Origin of the sequence: Nocardia wallacei (assembly GCF_029869545.1) — a bacterium.
In the GTDB taxonomy this organism is placed as follows: Bacteria; Actinomycetota; Actinomycetes; order Mycobacteriales; family Mycobacteriaceae; genus Nocardia; species Nocardia wallacei_A.
Genome location: NZ_JARWQD010000082.1, coordinates 1 through 24,808, shown reverse-complemented (window position 1 = coordinate 24,808; position 24,808 = coordinate 1). Strand labels below are relative to the sequence as shown.

Sequence of the window (24,808 nt, the reverse complement as noted above, 5' to 3'; positions counted from 1 at the left end):
GCGGCCAGCGAACCGACCCCCAGCACGACCACGGCGCCTTCGGAATCGGGGCTGGGCGCCGCGGAACTGCGCGCCACCCGGCGGCGTCCCCCGCCCCCCCCGCGCGGCGGCGGCCCCCGCGCCCCCCCCCGCCCCCCCCCCCCCCCCCCCCGGCCCCCCCCGGCCCGGGGGGGGGCCTGCGGTCGGTCTCGGCTCAGTCCGACTGCTCCGGGGCGCCTGCGGCGCGGCCCGCGGAGCGGCGGCGGGGGCGGCTGCGCGGCGGGACCTCCGGCGCGGGGATATCGGTCAGGTCGACGGCCGGGGTCTGCTGTTCGGTGCTGGACAGCACGAACACGGCGCCTTCGGTATCGGTGCTGGGCGCCGCGGTACTGCGCGCCACCCGGCGGCGTCCCCGGCGCCCCGCCTCGGCAGGTTCCCCCGCCGAGGCGGCCGAGCCGGATTCGCGAGTCTCCGACGCCGCGGTCCCCTCCGCACCTGTATCCGATGCCGCGGCAGCACTCGCCGCGCCACTCGACCCCACAGCCGCTCCCGGATGCGCGGCGACAGCCGAGGACCCAGCTGCTCCCGCCCCGGCAGCAGAACTCGTGGGCGCATCGGTATCCGACGACACAGCGTCACCGGCCCCGGCGATACCCGCACCGGCAGCCGAGGCCGCACCCGAGGTCGCATCGGCATGCGAGGAGACAGCGGATGTATCCGAGAGAGCGGCACCAGACCTCACGTCGGCACCAGAAGGCACATCGGCATTCTCTCCGGCACCGGTCTCCGAGGCACCGAACCGGGCAGCAGCACCCGAAGGCTGAGCGGCACTCGTCCCCGCAGCAGCCGAGGGCTCGGCGGTACTCGAAGGCCCGGCGACGCTGGATCCCCCAGCAGCCGACGGCTCGGCAGCACTCGACCTCACAGCAGCCGACCGCCCGGCGGTATCCGACTCCATAGCAGCGCCCGAAGGCTCGGCGGTGCTCGACTCCGTAGCAGTCGACGGCTCGGCGGTGCTCGACCCCGTAGCAGTCGACGGCTCGGCGGTGCTCGACGGCGCATCGGCATTCGAGGCCGCAGCGCCCGAAGCCGCGGCGGTGCTCGAGGGCGTGCCGGTCTCCGCCGCGGCGGCGGTGCTCGGCTGCGCGGGCTCGGAGGTGGCGCTGCGCGCTGCGGCATCCGATGAGGCGGCGGTCGACGGCGAAGCGGTGGCATCGGAGGCTTCGGTCACCGATGTGCTCTCGGACTCGGCCACTGCTGGGCCAGCGGATGTGACGGCCGCGTCGGACCGGTCGGCGCTGCGGTCGCTCCCGCGCCGGGCGCGGCGCCGCGAGCGGCCGGGGGCACGGTCGGTCCCGGTGTCCGGCTCCGTCGCCGCGGCGACGCTCGACGTCGGCGCGCTCTCGGACTCGGCGACCTCCTCGGCCTGGTGCGCGGCCATGGCCAGCGCGACCGGGTGCGCGCGCTTGGCGGCCGCGTCCTCCTCGTGGTCGCCGTCGGCCTGGGCGGTGCCGTTGGTGGCGGGAGCCGCGGACGGCTTGTCCTTCTCTTTGTCCTTACGGCGGCGCCGCCCCTCGCGACGACCCGAGCTCTCCTCGGCGGGCGCGGTCTCGACCGGGTAGTTGTGCACGAGGATGCCGCGGCCGTGGCAGTGCTCGCAGACGGTGGAGAACGCCTCCACCAGCCCGGTGCCCAGCTTCTTGCGGGTCATCTGCACCAGGCCCAGCGAGGTCACCTCCGACACCTGATGGCGGGTGCGGTCGCGGCCGAGCGCCTCGGTCAGCCGGCGCAGCACCAGGTCCCGGTTGGATTCCAGCACCATGTCGATGAAGTCGACGACGATCATGCCGCCGATATCGCGCAGCCGCATCTGCCGCACGATCTCCTCGGCGGCCTCCAGGTTGTTGCGGGTGACCGTCTCCTCCAGGTTGCTGCCGCCCGCACCGGTGAACTTGCCGGTGTTGACGTCGATCACCGTCATCGCCTCGGTGCGCTCGATGATCAGCGTGCCGCCCGAGGGCAGCCACACCTTGCGGTCGAGCGCCTTGGCCAGCTGCTCGTCGATGCGGAAGCTGCCGAACACGTCGACGGTGCTGTTGTCGTACCGCTCGACCCGGGCCAGCAGATCCGGCGCCACCGTGCGGATGTAGCTCTCCACGGTCGTCCAGGACCGGTCGCCCTCGATGACCAGCTTGGAGAAGTCCTCGTTGAACAGGTCGCGGATCACCTTGACCAGCAGGTCCGGCTCCTCGTACAGCGTCTTCGGCGCACCCGAGCCGCTCTTGGACTGCTCCTCGATCGTCTTCCAGGTGGCCTGTAGCCGCTCCACGTCGCGGGCCAGCTCGGTCTCGCTGACGCCCTCCGACGCGGTGCGAATGATGACGCCCGCGTCCTGCGGCACGATATCGCGCAGGATCTCCTTGAGCCGCTTGCGCTCGGTATCGGGCAGCTTGCGGCTGATACCGGTGGACGACCCGCCCGGCACGTACACCAGGAAGCGGCCCGCCAGCGAGATCTGCGTGGTCAACCGGGCGCCCTTGTGCCCGACCGGATCCTTCGAGACCTGCACCAGCACGGTGTCGCCCGGCTTGAGCGCCTGCTCGATCTTGCGCTCCTTGCCGCCGAGCCCGGCCGCCTCCCAGTTCACCTCACCGGCGTAGAGCACGCCGTTGCGGCCGCGTCCGATGTCGACGAACGCCGCCTCCATGCTGGGCAGCACGTTCTGCACCTTGCCCAGGTACACGTTGCCCACCATGGACGCCTGGCCCGTGCTGGTCACGAAGTGCTCGACCAGGATGTTGTCCTCGAGCACCGCGACCTGGGTGGTGGCGGACGCGTGGTCGTGCTGGTCGGGGAAGACCTTCTCGCGCACCACCATCACCCGGTCCACCGCCTCGCGGCGGGCCAGGAACTCCGACTCGGTCAGGATCGGCGGGCGGCGGCGACCGGCCTCGCGCCCGTCGCGGCGGCGCTGGCGCTTGGCCTCGAGCCGGGTGGACCCGCTGATGCCCTGCACCTCGTCGCTGGCCGCGCGGCGCTTGTTGCGCGGCTCGCGCTCGTGCACGACGGTGTTCGGCGGATCGTCGTCGCTCGGCTCGGTGCCGTCGGAATCCTCGCCCGCCTTGCGCCGGCGGCGACGGCGGCGGCGCCGGCTGGAGCCCTCCGGCACCGCGGTGTCCTGAGCGCCGTCCTCGGTGGTGTCGCCGTCGTCGGAGCCGGACTCGGCCGACTCCCGCTCGGAGTCGTCGGAGTCGGTGTCGTCGGAATCATCGGAGTCGGTGGACTGCGCGCCGCGCCCCCGGCCGCGTCCGCGGCGACCGCGGCGACGGCGGCGCGAACGGCCACCGTCCTCGCCGTCGTCGCGGGACTGGTCGTCGTCCCACACGCCGGACTCGGTGTCGGTCTCGTCGGCGGCGGTGTCGTCGGACCGCGGCTCGGCGGGCTTGTCCTCGGCGGGCTTGCCGGGCTTGTCCTCGGGGGGCTGCGACTGCCGCTCGACGCGCCGCTTGCGCCGCATCTCCTGGGCGGCCTCGGCGTCCGGCGGCAGGAACAGCGGCGTCGCCACCACGGCGGGCGACTCGAACACCACCGGCTCGGTGACGGGCGGCTCCGGCGGTTGGAACGGGCTGGTGAACAGCGACTGCCGCGGCTGCGGGGGCGGTTCCGGAGCGCCGGACTGCCCGGACGCTGCCAGCGCGGGCACCGCAGCGCCCGGCGCGGCGGCGGATGTCGACTCGGTCCCGGTCGGCCGGGACGCGGATGTGGTGGACGCGGTTCCCACAGACGCGTCGGACGCGGTGGCCCCGGCCTCGACAGTCCCGTTCCCAGCGGCCCCGGACCCGGCGGACTCGGCAGTCTGAGACTCGCCCGTCCCGGCAGCCCCGGAGGTCGCGGCTCCGGCAGCCCCGGCCCCAGCGGTCCGAGCAGCCCCGGACCCGGCGGTCCCAGCATTCTCTGCCCCAGCGGACCCAGCAGTCTCTGACCCCGCGGTCCCGGCAGTCTCTGACCCAGCGGACCCGGCAGCCCGAGACTTAGCAGTCCCGGACTCGGCGGTTCCAGTAACCCGGGACCCAGCGGTCCCAGCAGTCTCAATAGCGGTCGTCTCAGCAGTTCCGGACGCCTTGACAGCCCCGGACTCGGCGGTTTCGGCAGTCCCGGACCCGGCGCTCGACCCGGCTACGCCCCCTTCGGTCCGGGCGGCCCCGGCTGCGTTCGCCTCGGATGTGGTTGCCGCGGGGCCGGTCTCGGGCCGCGCGGGCTGCGGCTGTCCGGCCGCGTCCTCGGCCGGGACGAGCGCGTCCCGGACCGATTCGGCGACCGTGCGATCCAGGTTCGATTGGGGGCTGCGGGCCTCGGACCCCAGCTCTGTCAGGTGGGCGAGGATGCGTCTACTGGTGGTCCCCAGCAGCTTTGCCAGCGCATGGACCCGGATTCGTTCGGGCAACTGCGCCGCCTCCCCCCCCTGGCCGCCCGCGGGGTTAAACCCCCCCCCCGCCCCCCGCAAGCATTCCTGGGCGCGCCATCATCCCGGGCGCCGCAGCCGCCCAGTATTCCCGGCGCCGCAGTCGCCCAGTTCTCCCGGCGTCGCAGCCGCCTGGTTTTCCCGGCGCCGCAGTCGCCCAGTTCTCCCGGCGTCGCAGCCGCCTGGTTTTCCCGGCGTCGTAGTCGCCTGGTTTTCCCGGCGTCGTAGTCGCCTGGTTTTCCCGGCGTCGTAGTCGCCTGGTTTTCCCGGCGTCGTAGTCGCATGGTTTTCCCGCGTCGCAGTCGCCCAGTATTCCCGGCGTGCTTTTGGCCGGGATCCGGTTACCGTGTGGCGACCAGTGATTCGCCGATGTACTGCATCTCGTCCGGCGTGGTGACCATGAATACGGTCGCCGAGGCCGCGGCGGTGCGGACGGTGATCCGGTTGGGCGCCTGGGGATCCTGGATCAGCGTGACGTCGGCCTCGAAATGGCTCTCCGGCTGATTCGGCTGGCGCACATGCACGATGGTGGCGCCGCCGGTCAGCGCGGTCGGCTGGATGCCGTCGAAGACCACGACGGTGGTGCTGGGGTAGGCCGCGGTCGGCAGCGGTGGCGGCGCGGGCGGGTGGTAGCTGGCCCCGGCCGATCGCGGCGCGATCGAAAGCACATGCGGCGCATTGAGATTGGCCACCATGGTGTGCCAGGCCTCGGGCCGGTTGGTGTGCACGATCGCGTGGGCGCCCAGCGCGGTCGCCCGCAGGATCACCTGCTGTGCCAGGTCGACGTTGCCGATCACCTCGAGGTGCCGGGTGCCCTCGCCGATCAGCGGGACGGCGATGCCCTGGCCGGTCTCGTCGGCGCCGATCAACTGCCCGCACCCGGCCGTCGGCACGGTGATGTCGGCCAGCGCGGCCAGCGTTCCGCGGTAGGCGATATCCGCGCCCCAGTGTCCCCCGGCCCCGATCGGCAAGGTGTCCAACAGGATTCGCAGCTGATTGCCCGTCAGCTCGCGCAGGCCGGGTAGCGGCGGTTTCTCCGGCGGCGCCCCGGTATCGAAGCGGACGACGGCGTTGAGCACCACGGTGCCGGCGTGGTCGCTGCGGTCGCCGCGGTCCGCCCCCGGCCGCAGGCGCAGCACGGTCGTGGTCGACAGGCTGGGGACCGCCCAGATGTCGGCGAGCCCGCGGGGGCCGATCATGTCGGCGCCGATCTGGTAGTGCGCGAGATGGCGGCCGCGGTCCTCGAGGTAGTGCGGTGTCTCGCGCAGCTGCGCGACGTCGAAGCCGTGGGTGAGTTCGCGCACCGCGGTATTCATCTCGGCCGCGGTGAGGACCGAGGCGGCGATGTCGAGGGCCGCGAGCCGGTTGGCCACCCGGCGGGTGGCGATGATGGCGGTGCGCAGCGCGCCGGTGCCCCCGCCGCCCCGGTTCTCCACCGCCTCGGCGCTGGCCAGCGGGTTCAGCCGCAGCACCAGCCATACGGTGCGGTGGGCGATGGCCGGGAGCGGGCCGAGGATGCGGTCGTAGAGATAGGCGACGACGCCGGTGCCCGCGGTGCGCGCGCCGGTGCTCACCACGTCGATCCCGGCCAGCGTGATGTCGAACTGGTCCAGGCACTTGGCGACCTCGGTGAGCGGCAGCAGCTGGTCGGTGCTCAGCGAGCCGCGGCGCAACAGGGTCAGGGTGTCCGGCGGCGGATCGATACGCAGCATGGTGACCAGCAGGTCGCCGTCCCAGCGCACGCCGTAGCTGCCGCCCTCGTCGAGCGGGACGTCGATGGCCGGTTCCCCGACCCGGTCGACCGCGGGCCGGTGCCGGCGGCCGAGCAGCGAGGCGATGCGCCCGGCGAGCGAGCGGCCCCGGATCGGCGTGAGACCGATGAGCAGTACCGCTGCGGCGGAGCCCGCCGACGCGAGGGGAAGATCGGTGAATGCCAGTACCACCCAGGCGACGATCGCGGCTACTGTCGCCGTGGGAATGACCACGCGCAGCGGAAAGATTCGGAACAGCCAGAATTCCGGATCTCGTAACGTGTCGTATGCCGAACTGCGGGATGCCGTCCGTTTGCTGCTATTACTTCCGACGTTGTCTATTGTCCCGTTATTCATCGTGTCGTTCACAATTGTTGCCCTGCTTCGCATTCGCGCGGTCACCGTGGAACTCCGCAACACCGGTGCGGCCGTTCATCGGTTCGGGCCGCATGCCGAATTACGGTACCGTGTCGGCTACGGATAGTGACGGAGAGCTTGATGGAGACCGAGTGCCAGCACAGCTGACGACCCGTGCCCAGGTCAATGGGTACCGATTCCTGCTGCGGCGCCTCGATCACGCCCTGATCCGCCGTGATGTGCGCATGCTGCACGATCCGATGCGCTCGCAGACGCGGTCGCTGCTGGTCGGTGCGGTGCTGGGGATTCTGATCGTGGCCGGTGCCGCCATTCTGGCGTTTCTGCGGCCTCAGGGCGCGATCGGCGACCAGCTCATCGTCTCCGGCAAGCAGAGCGGCGCGCTGTATGTCGTCGTGCATTCCCAGGACGGGTCCACGCGCCTGCACCCCGTGCTGAATCTGGCGTCGGCGCGGCTGATCACCGGCAGCAACGCGGCCCCGCACGCGGTGGCCGACAACAAGCTCAACGATTTCGCCCGCGGCCCGCTGCTGGGCATCCCGGGCGCTCCGGCGGCGCTGCCCGGGTCCGGGCAGGGCGACAGCTCGCACTGGGCGCTGTGTGAAACCCTCGGCGGCAGCGCACGTTCGGCGACCGGCGGCACGACCACCGTGGTGGCGGGGGAGCCGGAGCTCGGCGACCGGATCCAGGTCACGAGCGCCGATTCGGCGCTGCTGGTCCGCCACGACGACAAGACCTACCTGATCTACGACGGCAAGCGCGCCGAGGTGGACACCAACAACTCGGTGATGTCGCGTTCGCTGGGGCTGTCCGCGGCGCGGCCGCGTCCGGTCGGCGCCGGATTCATCGGCGCCACCTCCGAGGTGCCGCCGCTGGCCCCGCCGCAGATCGCGCGGGCCGGTCAGCCCGGGCCCGGGCCGCTGTCCAAGATCCCTGTCGGCGGCATCATTTCGGTTCCGAGCCTGACGCGGGCGGGGCAGCCGGAGATGTTCGTGGTGCTCGAGAACGGGGTGCAGCCGGTGACGCCGTTCGCGGCGCAGGTGATCCGGAACGCGAACTCGCAGGGGATGAGCGACGTCGCCACCGTGACCCCGGACGTGCTCGACGAGGTGCCGCAGGTGCGCACCCTGCGCGTCGACCAGTTCCCGGTGCAGGTGCCGAAGCTGCTTGTCACCGACGACAATCCGGTCGCGTGCGTGTCCTGGTCGAAGACGCCGGGCACCGGCACGTCGGCGGTGGAGGGCCCGAGCGAACGGGCCGCGGTGTCGATCCTGGCCGGGACCCGCCTGCCGATCGGCGGCTCGGCCAAGCCGGTGGAGCTGGTCACCGCGGACGGCACCGGCGATCGCGTGGACACGGTGTACCTGCCGCCCGGCTCCGGCGAGTTCGTGCAGGCCACCGGGATGGAATCGGGCAGTACCCGCCGCGACAGCCTGTTCTACGTGGCGGACAACGGAATCCGCTACGGCGTCCCCGACCTCGCCACGGCCGACGTCCTGGGCCTGGGCAACAAGCCCCGCCTGGCCCCCTGGGCAATAGTCGGCCAACTGGTCCCCGGCCCCACCCTCTCCCCCAAAGAGGCCCTGACCAGCCACGATTCAGTAGCCGCCGCCGGAGGATAGCCCCGGCGAAGAGCACGCCGGGGATGTGTGGCGCTGCGCGCCGGGCATGAGTAGGGGTGTGCGCCGGGGATGAGTAGGGGTGCGCGCCGGGGATGAGTAGGGGTGTGCGCAGGGGGATGAGTGGCGCTGCGCGCCGGGGATAAGTAACGCTGCGCGCCCACCTTGATTCCCGGTGTACGCGCCCACCGTCGTTCCTGGTGTGTGCGTCCACCTTCGTTCCCGGTGTGCGTTCACCGTCGTTCCTGGTGTGTGCGTTCACCGTTGTTCCTGGTGTGCGTTCACCGTTGTTCCTGATGTGTGCGTTCACCGTTGTTCCCGGTGTGCGCCCACCCTTATTCCCTGCGTGTGCGCACCCCCTGTTCCCGGCATGTTTTTGGCCGGGAACTCTTCTCAGAAGTCGGTGATTCCGACGTTGAGGGATGCGAGGATTTCGGTCAGGGCGGCGCGCATGTCGGCGGCCTCGATGCGCATCAGCAGGGACTCGTCGGCGGCCGACAGGTCGAGGGAATCGTCGTTGGCCAGGCGGAATTCGCGTTCCTCCTCGGCGGCCTCGATGACGTTGCGGACGAAGCGGCCGTTGCCCGCCAGGTCCACGCCGCGCCGCGGCGCACCGCTCTGGTCGGTGCTCTCCAGGTTGTACAGCTGCTCGCACGCCCGCACCAGCAGCGCCTGGGCGTCCTCGGACAGTTCCGAATCGCGGGAACCGGCGATCAGCGTGGCGATGCGGCCGAGTTCTTCGGGCTTGTACGAGGGGAATTGCAGACGCTTGGAGAATCGGGACGACAGGCCGTCGTTGGCTTGGAGCAGGCGGTCGATCTCGCCGTCGTATCCGGCGATGATCACCACGAGTCGGTCGCGGTCGTTCTCCATGCGCGCCAGCAGCGTATCCACGGCCTCGCGACCGAACGCGTCACCACCCGAGAGCCCGGTCTGGATCAGCGTGTACGCCTCGTCGATGAACAGCACCCCGTCCATCGCGGTATCGATCAGCTTCTCGGTCTTGATCGCCGTCGACCCCAGATGCTGGCCGACGAAATCGCCCCGCTTGGCCTCCACCACCTTGTCGGTGCGCAGAATGCCCACGCCGCAATAGATCTTGGCCACCACGCGCGCGATCGTGGTCTTACCCGTGCCGGGCGGACCCGTGAACGCCAGATGCTGGCCGCGCGGCGCCGCCGACAGCCCCTTCTCCGCGCGGATCTTCGCCAGCTGCGCGGTGGACTGCAGCTTCGCGACCTGGTTCTTCACCGCGTCCAAGCCGATCTGGCGGTCCAGTTCGGCGCGCGCCTCGGCGAGAATCGCCTTGGCCCGGTCCTCGGTCTCGGCCTGCTGGATCGACTCCATCGACGGCGCCGACGCCGGGTCCCAGCGATCGGTGCGCGCCTCCAGGGACTCGCGGGTGGTCACCGTGATCCGGTAGGTGCGGTCGCGCATCGCCGCGGTGTTCGCCTCGAAATCCGGGGCCTGCGAATACACCTTCTCGAACAGCGCCTGCGCCTCGTCCTCGCTGCCGGTCTCGCGCAGGCACAGGCCGCGGCAGAACATCGCGGTCGTTCGGGCCGCCGGAATGGGGCCCGCCTCGGCCTGTTCCATGCGCCGGATCGCCTCACCGAACAGGCCCAGCTGCGCACAGGCGGTGCCGACCATCACATGCGCGCCCGCGGCGAGGTACGGGTCGTCCCACTCGGCCGACCCCGCGAGCACCGACATCACATCCGGCCAGCGCTGCGTGTTGTAGTGCAGCACGGCGCGCACGTAGGCGCTGATGCGGTTGTCGACCTCGCGGTCCGGATCGCTGAGCAGGGTTTTGCGGTAGGTCTCGAGTTCGTCGAGCGTGCGCTCGGCCTCGTCGTACTCCTTCTCGGAGATCAGCTGCGCCGCCCACGCCAGCCAGACCTCGGTGTAGGAGGCCAGCGGATAGTCGATGTAGAGCCCCGGCAGGAAGCGCCCGGCCAGCGCGCGTGAGGGCAGGCCGACCCGGCGCTGCTCCCGGTACAGCGTGCTCGCGCTGGTCTTGTGGAGGTTGAACAGCACCTCCTTGGTGACCTCGCCGGCGGCGGCCCGGCCCAGCCAGGCATCGCACATCGTCGGATCCCATTCGGTGGCGCGCTGGAAGGCCAGCTTCGCGTATTCCAGATCGCGTGCCGACTCCTGCCCCTCGATGGGCAGGCCCAGGGATAAGACTCCGGCATCGAATGCGCGTTGTGCCTGACGGTTGCCGCTCATTGCTGTCGAACCCCGAAGCCTTCGATTGTGGTTGTGTATATGTTCATCGTGCGACCAGAGTACCGACCGCACGGCGGAGATCCGTCAGTTAGATTAGGGTTAGCCGCCGTTGGGTCGCAACGTGAGCGTTGTCGAGATTTGAGGGTTCTCGATGTGCGAAAGATGTTCGTCCTCACGCTGTCTCACGGAGCATTGACGTCCCGGTCGCAGTGGGCTTTCTGGGAGACCGGGCATTCGGAAAGACGAGGGTGGGAGATCGACTCCGGTGACGGATCCATCGACAACGAGTACCAAAGCGAGCGAGCCCGATCTGTGCCGGGTCTCGGTCATCGGCGGCAACACACAAGTCGATGTGGGATTGCCCGCGACGGTGCCCATCGCGAGCTTCATCGGTGACCTGGTCACCCTGATCGAATCGCGCACCCCCGACATCACCGAGAGCGACGAGGATTCGGTGCCGCTGCGGGCACAGCATTGGACGCTGGCCCGCCTCGGCCGCGATCCGATCGCCCCGAGCCGCTCGCTGACCGACGCCGAGGTGTACGACGGCGAGCTGCTGGTGCTGCGCAGCGTGGCCGCCAAGGAGGCGCCGGCGCTGTTCGACGATGTCATCGACGCGGTATCGCGGCTGGTCGCCGAGGATTTCCGGGGCTGGTCCGGCACCTCCGCGCGCTGGACCGGACTGGTGGCGTCGGTGCTGACGGTGCTGACCGCCCTGATGCTGCTGGCCGTCTCGCGGCAGCACGGCGACCCGCTGTGGCCCGCCTTCGCGCTGCTCGGATCCGGCGTGCTGGCCTTCGGGGCCGCGGGCATCGCGGCCCGCAAGTACTTCGATCAGACGACGGCGAACTGGGTATCGCTGGACGGTTTGCTGCTGTTCTTCGGCGGCGCCGCACTGCTGGTGCCGGGGCAGCTCGGCGGCCCGCACGTGCTGCTGGGTGTGTCCGTCGCGATCGTGGCCTCCGTCGTCGGCTACCGCCTCATCGGCAGTGGCGCAACGCTGTTCTCGGCCGTGGGCGCGGGCGGCGTGATCGGTCTGGTCGCGGCGGCGGTCTACATGGTGTGGCATCCGGCGCTGCCCAAGCTGTGTGCCGGACTGCTGGTCGGCGGCATCCTGCTGCTGTCGGCGGTGCCGCGGCTGGCGGCGTTGCTGGCGCGGTTGCCGATTCCGCCGGTGCCGACCGCGGGTGGCGCGATCGATCCGGCCGATCACGAACCGCGACCGACCATCGAGGGCATCGGCGCCATCGGCGCGACCGCGCTGCCGTCGGCGGCCGGACTCGGGCAGCGGGCCCGCACGGCCAACCAGTTCCAGACCGGATTGGTCGGTGCCTTCACCGCCTCCGCGGTGGTCGGCGCGTTCGGCGCCGCCGATCCGCTGGGCGCCGCCAAGTGGCAGGGCATCACGCTGGCCGTCATCACCGCCATCATCCTGTGCCTGCGCGGCCGGTCCTTCGCCGATCTGGCCCAGGCGGCGACGCTGATCGTCGGCGGCTGCGTGACCTTCGTCCTGCTGCTGGTCGGCCTGGCGTTCGGCGATGCCGACGTCGAGCTGGCGGCGGCGGCGCTGCTGCTGCTCTTCGCGCTCGGCACGGTCGGGTTCGGCGTCATCGGCCCCCACATCGAGGTGACACCGGTGACCCGGCGCGCGATCGAGATCTTCGAGTACCTGTTGATCATCGCCGTGATGCCGCTGGTCCTATGGATCATGGGCGTGTACTCGATGGCCCGGAACATATGAGTGGCAAGCCCTTTCGCATCGCGCTGCGCTTGATCTGCGCGGCCGCCCTGACCGGCGCGGCCGTCTGCCTGCCGGGGATGGGCCCGGCGGCGGCCGTCTCGCCGCCGGTGATCGATATGGGTGCGCTCGGCCCGGCGGTGGATCTGAGCCACCGCCCGGCGCCGCTGGAGCCGACCGAGCAGAAGTCGGTGTGCGCCGAGCCCATGCTCACCGGCGGCCCGCCGACCGAACCGCCGGTCGCGCAACAGGTTCTGGATCTGCCCGCCGCGTGGGAGTTCAGCCGCGGCGCCGGGCAGAAGGTGGCGGTCATCGACACGGGCGTACAGCGGCATCCGCGGCTCCCGGCGCTGCAGCCCGGCGGCGACTTCGTCTCCGATACCGACGGCACCGTCGACTGTGACGGGCACGGCACGCTGGTCGCCGGAATCATTGCGGCACAACCGAGTCCGGCCGACGGATTCTCCGGCGTCGCCCCCGACGCGGAACTGCTCACCATCCGCCAGCTGAGCCTGGCGTACGAGGCCAAGGACCGCGGCGCCGCCGAACGGCCCGACAAGATCGCCAGCGCGGGGTACGGCAGCGTGCTCACGCTGGCCGCGGCCGTGGTGCGCGCGGTCGATCTCGGGGCCGGGGTCATCAACATCTCCGAGGTCGCGTGCACCCCGGCGGGATCCCAGGGCGCCGACGCTCCCTTGGGCGCGGCGGTGAAGTACGCCTACGACCGCAATGTCGTGGTGGTCGCGGCGGCCGGAAACGTCCAGCAGGGCGGGCCCTGCGAGAACCAGAACGAGGGCCCCGGCTGGAGTTCGGTCGCCACCGTCGCGACCCCGGCCTGGTATTCGCCCTATGTGCTGTCGGTGGCGTCGGTCGATCCCGAGGGGAACCCCTCGGAGCTGTCGCTGCACGGCCCGTGGATCGGTGCGGCCGCGATCGGGCGCAAGATCGTGTCGCTGGACAGCAAGCCGGGCGGCACCGGCCTGGTCGACGGCGTGCAGACCTCCGAGGGCGTGCGCCCGGTCGAGGGCACCAGTTTCGCCGCGCCCTACGTGTCCGGGCTGGCCGCGCTGGTGCGGGCCAGGTTCCCGCAGTTGAGCGCGGGCCAGGTGATCGACCGCATCACCCGGACCGCGCACGCGCCGGGTGCCGGTCGCGACGAGCGGGTCGGGCACGGCCTGATCGATCCGCTGGCCGCGCTCACCGACCCGCTGCCCGATCAGCCGGTCTCGCGGGGAGCCGATGTGCCGCGGCCGATCGCGGCGCCGGTGCCCCCGCCGGGCCCGGACCCGCGGCCGCGCCGAATCGCGATCATCGGGTCCATCACCTGCCTGGTCGGGCTGGGAATCGGTGTCGCCGTGGCGATTCCGTTCCGGCGCTCCCGTGCCGAACTCGACCCGGATCTGGAGCAGTAGAGGGAGTCATGGTTACCGAAGGTTTCGTCCGTCGCCCCCGCATCGCGCCGCCGCGTGCGCCCGGTGGTGAGGTGGCGCTGACCTCTCCGCCGGAGATCCCGCGCAATGTGCCCGCGCCGCTGATGATGAAGCTGATGCCCATCGTCATGGTGGTCGCGGTCGTCGGCATGATCGCCATGATGGCGATGATGGGTCGCAACATGCTGCAGAACCCGTTCATGCTGATGTTCCCGATGATGATGCTGATGTCGATGGTCGGCATGATGGCGGGCTTCCGCGGCGGGACGGGCAAGCGGGCGGTCGAACTCAACGAGGAGCGCAAGGACTACTTCCGCTATCTGGACCAGATCCGCAAGGACGTCCGCCGCACCGGCAGCAAGCAACTGGAGACGCTGGGCTGGAGCCATCCGGAACCGGCCGACCTGCCGTCGCTGATCGGCACCCGCCGGATGTGGGAGCGCCGCCCCAACGACCCGGACTTCGGGCACGTGCGGGTGGGTGTCGGCAGCCACCGCCTGGCCACGAAGCTGGCCCGCCCGGAGACGGGGCCGCTGGAGGATCTGGAGCCGGTGTCGACGGTGGCGCTGCGACGATTCGTGCGCACCCACTCGGTGGTGCACCAGCTGCCGACGGCGGTCTCGCTGCGCGCCTTCCCGGCGATCAATATCGGTGGGCCCAGCGAGGATTCGCGCATGCTGGCGCGGGCCATGCTGATGGAGCTGGTCGCCTTCCACGGCCCCGACCACCTGGCGGTGGCCATCGTCTGTGCCGATCCGGACGGCCCGAACTGGGCGTGGGCGAAATGGCTTCCGCACCTGCAGCATCCGACCCAGCGCGACGGCATGGGCTCGGCCCGCATGATGTACACCTCGCTGGGCGAGCTGGAGACGGCGCTGTCGGCGGAGCTGCTCGAGCGGGGGCGGTTCATGCGTAACCCGCAGCCGACCCAGGGGCGGCTGCATCTGGTCGTGATCATCGACGACGGCTATGTCAACGGCAACGAGCGGCTGGTCAGCGAGTCCGGCCTGGACTCGGTGACGGTGCTCGATCTCACCGCGCCGGAGACCGGCCTGGCCGCCCGCCGCGGCCTGCAGCTGGTCGCCTCCGGCGGCGACATTTCCGCGAAAAGCGCTGCGGGCGTGGAGAAGTTCGCGACCGCCGACGAGGTGAGCGTGGCGGAGGCCGAATCGTTCGGCCGGGCGCTGGCGCGGTTCCGGCTGGCCACGGCCGCGCAGATCGTGAGCCTCGGCGACGGCACCGCGAGCGATCCGGGCCTGATGGCGCTGCTGAAGATTCCCGATGCGGCGCAGATCGATCCGGCCAAGGTCTGGCGTCCGCGCACCGCGCGGGAGCGGCTGCGCGTCCCGATCGGCATCACCCCCGACGGCACGCCGGTCGAGATCGACATCAAGGAGTCGGCCGAGAACGGCATGGGCCCGCACGGCCTGTGCATCGGCGCGACCGGCTCGGGTAAGTCGGAATTCCTTCGCACCCTGGTGCTTTCGCTGGTCACCTCGCATTCACCGGATGCGCTGAACCTGGTGCTGGTCGACTTCAAGGGTGGTGCGACCTTCCTCGGGCTGGACACGCTGCCGCACGTGTCCGCGGTGATCACCAACCTGGAGGAGGAACTCTCGCTGGTCGACCGCATGAAGGACGCGCTGGCCGGTGAGATGAACCGCCGCCAGGAGCTGCTGCGGTCGGCGGGCAACTACGCCAACGTCACCGACTACGAGAAGGCCCGCGCCGCGGGTGTCCCGCTGGATCCGCTGCCCGCGCTGTTCATCGTCGTCGACGAGTTCTCCGAATTGCTGTCGCAGAAGCCGGATTTCGCCGAGCTGTTCGTGATGATCGGCCGCCTGGGCCGCTCGCTGCACGTGCATCTGCTGCTGGCCTCGCAGCGCCTGGAGGAGAACAAGCTGCGCGGCCTGGAATCGCATCTGTCCTACCGGATCGGCCTGCGCACGTTCTCGGCCAACGAGTCGCGCGCGGTGCTCGGCATCACCGATGCCTACCACCTGCCGAGCGTGCCCGGGTCCGGATATCTGAAGAGTGACGCGTCGGATCCGTTGCGGTTCAACGCGAGCTACGTGTCGGGTCCGTATGTGGCGCCGCGCACCGGCGTCGTCACCGAGGACGGCACCTCCGTCTCGCGGCAGCGCCCGGCGCTGTTCACCGCGGGCCCGGTGGAGATGCCGGAGACCGAGGAGCCCGCCGCGGAGCCGTCCGCTTCGCCTGCGGCACTGTCGAATCCGCTGCTCGAGCTGCCGCCCCCGCCCTCGGCCGCGGGTGCCTCGCCGACCCAGGAGGAGGGGATCCCGGACTCCCTGCTCGACGTGGTGGTCCAGCGCCTGACCGGGCACGGGCGGCCCGCGCACGAGGTGTGGCTGCCGCCGCTGGACGAGTCGCCGAGCGTGGATATGCTGCTGCCCGACCCGGATTGGCGCTCGCCGGTGAACCGGCACGGCCAGCTGTGGATGCCGATCGGCGTGATCGACAAGCCGTACGAGCAGCGCCGCGACGTGCTCACGATCAACCTCGCGGGCGCCCAGGGCAACGTGGCCGTCGTCGGCGGCCCGCAGTCCGGCAAGTCGACGACGCTGCGCACCATCATCATGGCGGCGGCGGCCACCCACACCCCCGAGCAGGTGCAGTTCTACTGCCTGGATTTCGGTGGCGGCAGCATGGCCGGACTCGTCGGCGTGCCGCACGTCGGCTCGGTCGCGGGCCGCCTCGACGTCGACCGCGTGCGGCGGACGATCGCGGAACTCACCACGCTGATGCGGGGGCGCGAGGAACGCTTCGCCGAACTCGGCATCGAGTCGATGGCCGAGTTCCGGCGGCGCAAGTTCGGGTCCGCACCGCAGCCCGGCGTCGCGGACCCGCTCGCCAGCGACCGTTTCGGCGACGTCTTCCTGGTGATCGACGGCTGGTCGGCCATCCGCGAGGAGTTCGACAGCCTCGAGCCGCAGATCAATGCCATTGCGACGCAGGGCCTCTCGTACGGTGTGCACCTGATGATCGGCGCCTCGCGCTGGGCGGAGATCCGGCCCGTGGTCAAGGACCAGATCGGCACCAAGCTGGAGCTGCGCCTGGGCGACCCGTCGGATTCGGAGATGGGCCGCCGCACCGCCCACCAGGTCCCGCTGGGCCGTCCGGGCCGCGGTCTCACGCCGCAGGAGCTGCACATGCTGATCGCGCTGCCGCGCCTGGACTCCGATACCGATCCGAGCACCCTGGCCGACGGTGTGGCGCTGTCCCGCCAGGGCCTCGAGCAGCTGTATCCGCAGCGCCGGGCGCCCGAGGTCCGGATGCTGCCGCAGCAGATCGATCGGGACGCGCTGCTGGCGAGCGCGCAGAACCAGGGCATCGGGCTCGGTCCCACCCGGGTCGTGATCGGCCTCGGCGAATCCGAATTGCAGCCCCTGGTCCTGGATTTCGGCGCCGATCCGCATTTCATGGCCTTCGCCGACGTGGAGTGCGGCAAGACCACCCTGCTGCGCAATATCGCCATGGGCATCGTCGAGAACTCGACCCCCGACGAGGCGCGCATCGTCCTGATCGACTTCCGCCGCACCATGCTCGGCGTGATCGAGGGCGAGGCGCTGGCCGGATATTCGACCTCCTCGCAGACCTGCGGCAACATGTTGCAGGAGGTGGCGCAGTACCTGCAGAAGCGCATCCCCGATTCGAGCATCACGCCGCAGCAGCTGCGCGAGCGCAGCTGGTGGGAGGGCCCGGAGATCTACATCATGGTCGACGACTACGACATGGTGGTCGCCGGCGGCGGCAATCCCTTTGCGCCGCTGATGGAATTCCTCCCGCAGGCGCGCGATATCGGCATGCACATGATCGTGACCCGGCGCATCGGCGGCGTCTCCCGCGCGCTGTACGACCCGATTTTGGGCGGCATGAAGAACCTGTCGGTGGACACGCTGATCATGAGCGGCCCCCGCGACGAGGGCAAGCTGATCGGCGACGTCCGCCCGACCAAGCTGCCGCCCGGCCGCGGCACGCTGGTCTCGCGCAGCCGGGGGCAGGAGATGATCCAGATCGCCCACCTGCCGCCGCTGTAACCGCCCGCGCCGCGGCCCGTTCCGCCGTTCAGTGGGCGATGCTGCGGTGGGCCTGCGGTTCCGGGCCCGCGACCGTGAGGACCGGCGCGGGCAACCAGCTCTCGGCGCGCCGCTCGAACAGCGCTCCCGACGGTCCGGGCGCCTGCGGCCCGGCGACGCGGGCCAGCCGGAATCCGGCGCGGTGGTAGTAGGTGTGCAGGCCGGGGTTGCTGGTCCAGGCGTCCAGCCGCACCCAGGTGCGGTTGCGGGCGCGGGCCAGCGCGGCGGCGTGCGCGAGCAGGGCCGATCCGACGCGCAGCCCGGCGAAGCGCAGATCCACGATCATGTAGTGCACGATGACCGCGTCGGCGAGCTCGCCCGGCGACCAGAGTCCTTCGTCCGCACGCTCGTTCACGGTGATGGTGCCTGCCCGTTCGCCATCGATCTCGGCGATCCAGGTCTCGCCCGCGCGCACCGCCCGCCCGACCGCGCGGGCAAATATCTCGATGGGCAGGCCACGTCCCTGCCGCGTCCACTGATCGGAGCCTCGAGCCGCAAGCCAGGCCGTGCGCTGAAGCCGTAGTCGGCAGATGCTGCCGAGGTCGGCCATCTGAGCCTGGCGGATGCGGATCGTCATAGCATCTCCACCGCCGCGGGGCTACCTCGCGAATGGACGGTCATGGCGAGCCGGGCACCAGGGAGTTACCGAAGGAATGGGAATTGCCCGGGGGATGCGGCGTCCCGAGGGTCCGGCGGATCACCTCGGTGCCGGCGTCGTCGCCCAGTTCGTAGGCGAGCCGGTTGCGCGCGGCGATCGACCGGTGCCGGGTCACCCGGGTGATGCGTTCCTCGTTGGCGCCGATACGCAGCTGGTCCAGCAGCATGGTGCCGGTGGCGACGCCGAGCACGGCCGCCTCCTCGGCGGTCGCGGGGCGGGCGACGACGGTATCGCGGTGCGCGGTCTCGGGATGGCCACGGTCGGCCAGCCTGCGCGTGGTGCCCTCGGGGATATCGTGCGGGAAGTCGATGCCGGTCGCCTCCGCCAAGTCCCGTGGATAGAAACTGACCTCCCACGACCACGGCTCGTTGTCCAGATATTGCAGGACGGTGCGTGCCACCACCCAGGAATCTCGCGGTATCCCCAGCCAGTGCGCCACATCGGCGCCGGCCGGTTCCATGCGGGCACTGAACTGTTTGGAGGGCTCCCGACCGGCGGCGCGCGCCGTCTCGGAGAAGATGTCGTGCGCCGACTTGGGCCGGTCGGGGCGGATATGGTTGGTGACAACCGATTCCAGCACTTCCTGGCTGCGCACGATGGTGCCCCGGGAAGTGGCTGTGTAGAGCAGGTTTTCGGCGACGAGTACCTGGATTGCGTTGCGAGCGGTGGTGATTGAGACCTGCATCTGGTCAGCCAGCTCGTTGTGGCTGGGTAGTCGATCGCCCGGTTTCCATGTCCCGTTGCGGATCTCCTCGCGGAGGAGGTCTGCGATCCGCTGGTACCTCGGACCGTCCGCCATCTCGCTCCTCGGTTGTTGCTTCAAGAAAAAGCAGTCTACTCCGTGGGTCCCTCAGGCGTGTGACCCTTGACACGTGCGTTCAGAGGTTTATTGTAAGGAACGTCCTGAACATATGTGTTGTAACGGCGATGACGGCGAGGCAACGTGGCTGGTTCGGAGACATCTCAGACGGTGGTAGTGGCACTGCCCGACGCACCGCACGCGTCCACGGCGGTCCAATCCCTGACGGCTGGTTTACTGCCGAGTTCGGATCTGATGCTGCGCGCCTGTCGCGGGCACCGGGTCATCGGCGGACCGTTACTGTGGTTCGCCCGTGACCTGGCGGTGCTGCACGAGCGCCGGCTGATCGGCCGCGGCGGCTCCGCACCCGACCTGGACGCCACCGCGATCGTCGAAATCGAGCGCCGCCGAACCGAATTGGTGATGGCGATCGATGACTGGGTCGCCCGCACCGTGCCGCAGCATCGACTCGGCGCCACCCTGCACACCGAGACCATCGGCTCGGTCATCGACCGGCTGGCCGAGGCATCGGTCCGCGCCCACCACGCCCTGATGACACTGCACGCCAACGACGAGATCCTGCACGGCGCCTGGCACCACCTGGCCGAATTGGCCGATGCCTACGACGATCTCGTGTGCGACGTGCTCGCCGGGCGGCGTCGGCTGCCCGCGTGGTGACCGCGCCGGGAGTCAGTGGCGGTTTCCGGCGCAGGGCACCCGCATCCTGGGTGTGAGGCTCCACCCCGGCCTGCTCCGCGTGGACCAGACCGGGCGCGCGTCGTGCCGGACATCGGTGATGTGCTGGGCCCACTGTCCATCGAGGACCTCGGCGCGCCGGACCTTGCTCCAGCCGAACGGCATCAGATGCACCAGCTCGCCGCGCTCCTGCAACCGCTCGGTGAGGTCGGCCAGCACGTCCAGGGCGTCCGCGAGACCGGCCAGTACATCGAATTCGGTTGCGGCGCCGATGTGTTCGTCGGGACCGGCCCACTGCGCGAACCCATCGATGACGATGTAGGACGACCCGGAGTGGGTCGCAAGGCGTTTGACGATGTCGACGGCGGCCGGAGTGAGCGCGAGATCGCCGCGCTCCACCCCGACCAGTAGCAGCAGGCAGTCGAAGAACGGCTTGGTCACTCCCACATCGGACGGTTCCAGCCCGACCGCACACGGGCTCGCCGCGGTGACCCGGTACTCGAACCGGTGACAGCGGCTACTGAAAATCCTCATCAATACCCTCGATAGAACACGGAGTCACCCCAGTGGGGCGGTCAACTCCAGGTGAATGCCGTCCGGGTCACTGAACGACAGGATCGCGATGCCGAATGCCTCCAACTCGGTGACCTCGCCGTGCTCGATGTCCGCCTCGTCCAATCGGCTTGCGACGGCGGACAATTCGCCCACCGACGCCACCGTGAAGCTGAGGTGGTCGAGCCCGACCCGCTCCGAGTCGAACCGGTCGGTGGCGTCGGCGACGGGCCGCAGCCCGAACAGCATGCCGTTGGTCTGGAAGACGACGCCCCCGTATAGCTGTGCGGGATCGCTGCGCACCTGCGGATCCTCCGGGCGGCCCGGCGATTCGGCGGCGATCTCGAATCCGAGGACATCGCGGTAGAAGGCCCGGGACCGGTCGATATCGGTCACCGTCAGCCGAACATGGTGGATGCCGGTGGTGGCGACGAGCGTCATGAGGTACTCCGCAGTGTTCGGGTGCGATCGGCTCGGCATGCCGTCGCGCTGGTGGTCGGGGATCTCGGCCAGGTGTCGCATGATCCGCATCACGAACGGTATAGAGCCGTTTGCTGGTATTTGAGTGTCGCAACCGACACATTCAGTACTGTTTGCGACATGGACGTCGCAGTGTTCGTGGTGGACGGTGTCGCCGACTTCGGGCTGGCGGCCGTGCTGGAGGTGTTCAACACGGCCAATGCCCTGCTCGGCGAGCTCGAGACCGCTCCGGACCCGTGGCGGGTGCGGACGGTCTCGCTCGGCACCAGCGTCCGCACCGGCCACGGCCATCTCGTGCCGACCACGCCCCTGGACGAGATTCGCGACGGCATCGGGTTGCTGATCGTGCCCGCCGTGCTGGTCGCCGACGCCGAGGGCGTGATCGACCTGGTGTCGTCTCCGGCGAGTCGTGCGGTGCTGGAACGGATTTCGGCGGTTCGGCGCGAGGGGGCGCAGGTCGCCGCGGCCTGTACGGGCACGTTCTTCCTGGCCGAGGCCGGGGTGCTGGACGGGATCCAGGCGACCACCAGCTGGTGGCTCGGCCCGGCCTTCCGCCGCCGCTATCCCAGCGTCGAGCTCGACGAGGGCCGGGTGCTGTGCCGGGCCGGGCAGATCACCACCGCCGGTGCCGTGCTGTCACATCTGGATCTCGCGCTGTCGGTGGTCGCCGCGCAGAGTCCCGCACTGGCGGAACTGGTTTCGCGGTTCTTCCTGATCGGGGACCGGCGGGCGCAGATCGCCATCCCCGAGGTGGTCGCCCGGGGTGATTCGCTGGTCGCCGCCTTCGAGCGCTGGGTGCGCGATCACCTCGCCGAGCAGTTCCAGATCACCGACGCGGCGCGGGCGCTCGGGGTGACCGTGCGCAGCCTGCAGCGCGCCACCCGCGCCGAAATAGGCATGTCGCCCAGGGATTTCGCCAACGACATCCGGCTCGAGCGCGCCACCCACCTGCTGCGCACCACCTCGCTCACCGTCGACGCGGTTGCGACCCGCGTCGGCTACCTCAACGCGGGCACCCTACGCTCCCTGTTCCGCCGCCGCCGCCACCGCAGCCTCGCCGAGGTCCGAGCCTCCCCCCTCTCCTGGGACGACGGCCCCGCCCCCCGCTAGCCCACCACCGTCCCCCTGCGTCCCACCCACCACCGTTCCCCCCGTGCCCCACACCTCCGTTTCCCGGCGTGCCCCATACCTCCGTTTTCCCGCGTGCCCCATACCTCCGTTTCCCGCGTGCCCCCCATACCTCCGTTTCCCGGCGTGCTTTTGGCCGGGATCAGTACCGCTGGAAGCGGCGGTGGTCGGTGGCGAAGTCGTCGGCGACGGTGGCGGCGAGTTCTACCAGCGCTCGCTTGGTGTTCTTGTGCAGCTGCGACAGGTCGATCTCGGCGCCCTCGGACAGGTGCGGGTCGTACGGGATGATGTGCACCGCGCGGCAGCGCGACAGGAAATACTCGCGCAGCTGCTGGATGCCCACGTTCGGCGAGCCCGGGCGCGGCAGGTTGATCACCACGACGGCGTTGCGCACCAGGTGGTCATGGCCGTGCAGCGACAGCCAGTCCAGCGTGGCCGCGGCACTGCGCGCGCCGTCGATCGCCGAGGACGAGATCAGCACCAGCGAATGGGCCAGGTCCAGCACGCCCGCCATCGCCGAATGCATGAGGCCGGTGCCGCAGTCGGTGAGGATGATGTTGTAGTACCGCTGCAGGATTCGCGCGACCTGCCGATACTCGTCCTCGTTGAACGACTCCGACGCGGCCGGATCACGTTCGCTGCCCAGCACTTCCAACCGGCTGGTGGCCTGCGAGGTGTGGCGCCGCACATCGGAATAGTTGTTGATGTTGCGGTCCAGCAGCAGATCTCGCACCGTGGAGCGGGTCTGCAGCGGCACGCGCTGCGACAGCGTGCCGAAGTCCGGGTTGGCGTCCACCGCGATGACGCGGTCGCCGCGGATGGAGGCGAAGATGGAGCCGATACCCATGGTCGTGGTGGTCTTCCCGACGCCGCCCTTCAGCGACAGCACCGCGATCCGGTAGTCGCCGCGCACCGGCAGGCGGATTCGCGCGACGAGTTACTGCAGCCGCAGTTCCTCGGCGGACATGCCGGGGTTGATCGCACCGCCGGACATGTGGTGCACCGCGCGCCGCCAACCCGATCCGGGCGCCTTCTTCGCCCGCCGCACCGGCACATCGTCCAGCGACGGCTGCGGCCCGGGTGGCTGCTGAAACTGCTGCGGATGTGGTTGGTACTGCGGAGGATACGGCTGCCCACCGCCCCACTGCTGCTCCGCACCGATCGGTGCCTGCCCACCCGCGTACGGGGGAACCGGGCCGCGCATCGTCGGGTCCTGGGGCGCCGAGGAGCCCTGCGCCCCGGAACTCCATGTCGGCCCTCCTCGGCTCGGCGCATCCTCGCCGGGCGCCTGCGCGCCTGTCGCCGGGGTGTAGGTGCTTCCACCGCGCGAGTCGCCGACCGGCGCCTGCTGTCCGGTGTATCCGCTGCCCTGCGCCGGGGAGTCCTCGCTGATCGGCGCCTGAGCGCCGGTGGCCGGGCCGTAGGAGGAGCCGCCGCGGGATATCTGCGAATCGTCGTACGGGGCCTGTCCGCTTCGGCCTCCGGTATCGGGCCCGTCGCCGACCGGGGCCTGCCCGGTGCCGGTGGGCGTCCGTGCCCCGGTGGGCGGGACGGGTCCGGCCGGATCCTGTGGAGCGTTCCGTGGTCCGGAGTTCCATGCGTCCGGTGCCGGGGCCTCTGTGCCGGGTGCCGATCGAGTCTCGGATCCTGCTGTGGCCGTTCCGGTTCCGGCAGGCCAGCCGTTCCGGTCCGGAGGGGGCGAATCGTCCCGGTGGGATGGCGGCTCGGCGAATCCCCGTGCTGCGGTGTCGGTTCCGTTCGGGCCGGGTTGTGCCTGCCGCGCCGCATCGGTATCGCGCGGATCGACGGGCGCGCCGTTCACCGGGCCCGGTGCGGCCTGTGGCACAACGGATTCCGGCTGTGCTGCCCGATCCTGCGGGCCTCGACCGCCGTCGATGGGCGACTGCGGCGTTGGCGTGGAATCCGGTGCGGTTCCGCTTTCCGGACTGCGCGCCCCGGTGTCGGCGAACGGTGACGGCGGCGGGACCACGGGGCCACCCGCGGAGCCTTCGCGCCCGGCCCAGCCGGTGCCGCGGTGGGGCGGCGCCTGGTCCCCGATCGTCGGGCTCAGCCGGGGCGGTGCTTCCTGCGGGACGGAGCCGGGGTGGCCCGCATCGGCGGCGGATTCGCTTGGTGCCGTGGTCGATGGCGCGGCCGACCGCACCGGCCCGAGCCACGGCGGCGCGGGCTCGTCCGGCAGTTCCGGGGTGCGCCGCGACGGCTCGGAACTGCCCGCCGGACCGGTCGATCGAGTGTCGGCCGGGCCGCCGGACCGCGACGGCTCGGCCGACCGCGTGGCATCCGAGCGCTCGCCGGGAGCAGGAGGTTCCGGCAGCGGCGGCCGCGCCGACCGCTCGGGTGGCGGCGGCAGATCCGGGCGCCCCGGCAACTCCGACGAGGCAGGTGGCGTCGTACCCGAATAGGTCTGCGGCACAGACGAAACCGACGGCGCCCCCGCCTGCTGCCCGGACTGCCCCGCCGCCTGCGCATCGAGCCCACGCCGCGGCGCATCGGGAAGCGGCGGGCGCGCACCGGACTGCGGCGGCATGCCTTCGTATCCCGGGCCCGAATGCTGTGTGTCGAGTCCGCGCTGGGGCGCGTCGGGGAGTGGTGGGCGTTGGCCGGACTGTGGTGGCGGGGCCGCGGGGGCCCGGGCGGGGTGGTGTGGGGCGAATACCCCGTGGGGGGGGGGCGGGGAGTGCGGGGGGGGGGCGGGCGGGTGTTGGGGGTGGGCCGAGGGGGAGCCCCGCTGTTCCACATCCGCCACCGGCGTCTCGCCGCGGGGTGGGTGGGGCCGCGACACCACCGCCGCGCC

Annotated in this window: 16 protein-coding genes and 1 pseudogene; 7 read left to right on the top strand and 10 right to left on the bottom strand. The window is 70.8% G+C overall.

The genetic code is table 11. From position 1 onward, the window contains the following. Positions 1–193 precede the first annotated feature (193 nt). From QH290_RS05220 to eccE, 3 genes and pseudogenes are all read right to left on the bottom strand, one after another. Positions 194–3,760, bottom strand: a complete 3,567-nt coding sequence (locus QH290_RS05220; protein WP_280382118.1) for an Rne/Rng family ribonuclease — start codon at positions 3,758–3,760, stop codon at positions 194–196. A gap of 570 nt (positions 3,761–4,330) precedes the next feature. Then, positions 4,331–4,423, bottom strand: a pseudogene (locus QH290_RS05215) (translation initiation factor IF-2 N-terminal domain-containing protein); the annotation flags it as partial. A gap of 359 nt (positions 4,424–4,782) precedes the next feature. Continuing rightward, positions 4,783–6,426 (bottom strand): type VII secretion protein EccE, encoded by a 1,644-nt coding sequence (eccE, locus tag QH290_RS05210; RefSeq protein WP_280269054.1) that lies wholly within the window; start codon positions 6,424–6,426, stop codon positions 4,783–4,785. Between eccE and QH290_RS05205 the strand changes: the two genes are divergently transcribed. Together QH290_RS05205 and eccB are read left to right on the top strand one after the other, a co-directional pair. Continuing rightward, the gene (locus tag QH290_RS05205) at positions 6,419–6,676 is read left to right on the top strand and encodes a hypothetical protein (RefSeq protein WP_280269055.1); all 258 of its coding nucleotides are present in this window, start codon (positions 6,419–6,421) and stop codon (positions 6,674–6,676) included. The genes eccE and QH290_RS05205 overlap by 8 nt on opposite strands. 25 nt (positions 6,677–6,701) lie before the next feature. Next, positions 6,702–8,189, top strand: coding sequence for a type VII secretion protein EccB (gene eccB / locus QH290_RS05200; RefSeq protein WP_280382116.1), 1,488 nt, complete (start codon positions 6,702–6,704; stop codon positions 8,187–8,189). A 390-nt stretch (positions 8,190–8,579) separates the two neighbouring features. Here the strand turns inward: eccB and eccA are convergent, their stop codons facing one another. Beyond that, entirely contained in the window at positions 8,580–10,415 is a 1,836-nt protein-coding gene (eccA, locus tag QH290_RS05195) for a type VII secretion AAA-ATPase EccA (RefSeq protein ID WP_280382114.1), read from the bottom strand. Positions 10,416–10,680: 265 nt separating this feature from the next. On the opposite strand from eccA, the gene eccD reads away from it, so the two are divergent. Genes eccD through eccCa form a run of 3 tightly spaced genes read left to right on the top strand, consistent with a single transcriptional unit; the run spans position 10,681 to position 17,641 of the window. Next, positions 10,681–12,156, top strand: coding sequence for a type VII secretion integral membrane protein EccD (gene eccD, locus QH290_RS05190; RefSeq protein ID WP_280382113.1), 1,476 nt, complete (start codon positions 10,681–10,683; stop codon positions 12,154–12,156). Then, the gene (gene mycP / locus QH290_RS05185) at positions 12,153–13,565 is read left to right on the top strand and encodes a type VII secretion-associated serine protease mycosin (protein ID WP_280269059.1); all 1,413 of its coding nucleotides are present in this window, start codon (positions 12,153–12,155) and stop codon (positions 13,563–13,565) included. Before eccD ends, mycP begins: the two co-directional genes overlap by 4 nt. 8 nt (positions 13,566–13,573) lie before the next feature. Beyond that, positions 13,574–17,641, top strand: coding sequence for a type VII secretion protein EccCa (gene eccCa / locus QH290_RS05180; protein ID WP_280269060.1), 4,068 nt, complete (start codon positions 13,574–13,576; stop codon positions 17,639–17,641). 28 nt (positions 17,642–17,669) lie between these two features. Here eccCa and QH290_RS05175 read toward each other — a convergent pair whose 3' ends face one another. Both QH290_RS05175 and QH290_RS05170 read right to left on the bottom strand, forming a co-directional pair. Beyond that, complete coding sequence (locus QH290_RS05175; protein ID WP_280269061.1) at positions 17,670–18,257, bottom strand: GNAT family N-acetyltransferase; 588 nt, start codon at positions 18,255–18,257, stop codon at positions 17,670–17,672. Between the two features lie 40 nt (positions 18,258–18,297). Continuing rightward, on the bottom strand, positions 18,298–19,137 hold the full coding sequence (locus QH290_RS05170) for a GntR family transcriptional regulator (RefSeq protein ID WP_280382112.1): 840 nt from the start codon (positions 19,135–19,137) through the stop codon (positions 18,298–18,300). A gap of 171 nt (positions 19,138–19,308) precedes the next feature. Between QH290_RS05170 and QH290_RS05165 the strand changes: the two genes are divergently transcribed. Beyond that, complete coding sequence (locus QH290_RS05165; RefSeq protein WP_280269063.1) at positions 19,309–19,815, top strand: DUF4254 domain-containing protein; 507 nt, start codon at positions 19,309–19,311, stop codon at positions 19,813–19,815. A gap of 12 nt (positions 19,816–19,827) precedes the next feature. On the opposite strand, the gene QH290_RS05160 is transcribed toward QH290_RS05165, so the two are convergent. Together QH290_RS05160 and QH290_RS05155 are read right to left on the bottom strand one after the other, a co-directional pair. Next, complete coding sequence (locus QH290_RS05160) at positions 19,828–20,367, bottom strand: hypothetical protein (RefSeq protein ID WP_280269064.1); 540 nt, start codon at positions 20,365–20,367, stop codon at positions 19,828–19,830. Positions 20,368–20,391: 24 nt separating this feature from the next. Continuing rightward, positions 20,392–20,916, bottom strand: a complete 525-nt coding sequence (locus tag QH290_RS05155) for a VOC family protein (protein ID WP_425303554.1) — start codon at positions 20,914–20,916, stop codon at positions 20,392–20,394. A gap of 69 nt (positions 20,917–20,985) precedes the next feature. On the opposite strand from QH290_RS05155, the gene QH290_RS05150 reads away from it, so the two are divergent. Further along, positions 20,986–21,975, top strand: coding sequence for a GlxA family transcriptional regulator (locus tag QH290_RS05150; protein WP_280382111.1), 990 nt, complete (start codon positions 20,986–20,988; stop codon positions 21,973–21,975). Between the two features lie 160 nt (positions 21,976–22,135). Here the strand turns inward: QH290_RS05150 and QH290_RS05145 are convergent, their stop codons facing one another. After that, positions 22,136–22,906, bottom strand: coding sequence for a MinD/ParA family ATP-binding protein (locus tag QH290_RS05145; protein ID WP_280382110.1), 771 nt, complete (start codon positions 22,904–22,906; stop codon positions 22,136–22,138). 24 nt (positions 22,907–22,930) lie between these two features. Next, entirely contained in the window at positions 22,931–24,541 is a 1,611-nt protein-coding gene (locus tag QH290_RS05140; protein ID WP_280382109.1) for a hypothetical protein, read from the bottom strand. Positions 24,542–24,808 lie beyond the last annotated feature (267 nt).

Coding starts and splice junctions, on each gene's coding strand:
- QH290_RS05205 (WP_280269055.1), top strand. CDS start 6,419: ATGACCACGCGCAGCGGAAAGATTCGGAACAGCCAGAATTCCGGATCT.
- eccA (WP_280382114.1), bottom strand. CDS start 10,415: ATGAGCGGCAACCGTCAGGCACAACGCGCATTCGATGCCGGAGTCTTA.
- mycP (WP_280269059.1), top strand. CDS start 12,153: ATGAGTGGCAAGCCCTTTCGCATCGCGCTGCGCTTGATCTGCGCGGCC.
- eccCa (WP_280269060.1), top strand. CDS start 13,574: ATGGTTACCGAAGGTTTCGTCCGTCGCCCCCGCATCGCGCCGCCGCGT.
- QH290_RS05175 (WP_280269061.1), bottom strand. CDS start 18,257: ATGACGATCCGCATCCGCCAGGCTCAGATGGCCGACCTCGGCAGCATC.
- QH290_RS05170 (WP_280382112.1), bottom strand. CDS start 19,137: ATGGCGGACGGTCCGAGGTACCAGCGGATCGCAGACCTCCTCCGCGAG.
- QH290_RS05160 (WP_280269064.1), bottom strand. CDS start 20,367: ATGAGGATTTTCAGTAGCCGCTGTCACCGGTTCGAGTACCGGGTCACC.
- QH290_RS05155 (WP_425303554.1), bottom strand. CDS start 20,916: ATGCGGATCATGCGACACCTGGCCGAGATCCCCGACCACCAGCGCGAC.
- QH290_RS05150 (WP_280382111.1), top strand. CDS start 20,986: ATGGACGTCGCAGTGTTCGTGGTGGACGGTGTCGCCGACTTCGGGCTG.
- QH290_RS05140 (WP_280382109.1), bottom strand. CDS start 24,541: ATGCCGCCGCAGTCCGGTGCGCGCCCGCCGCTTCCCGATGCGCCGCGG.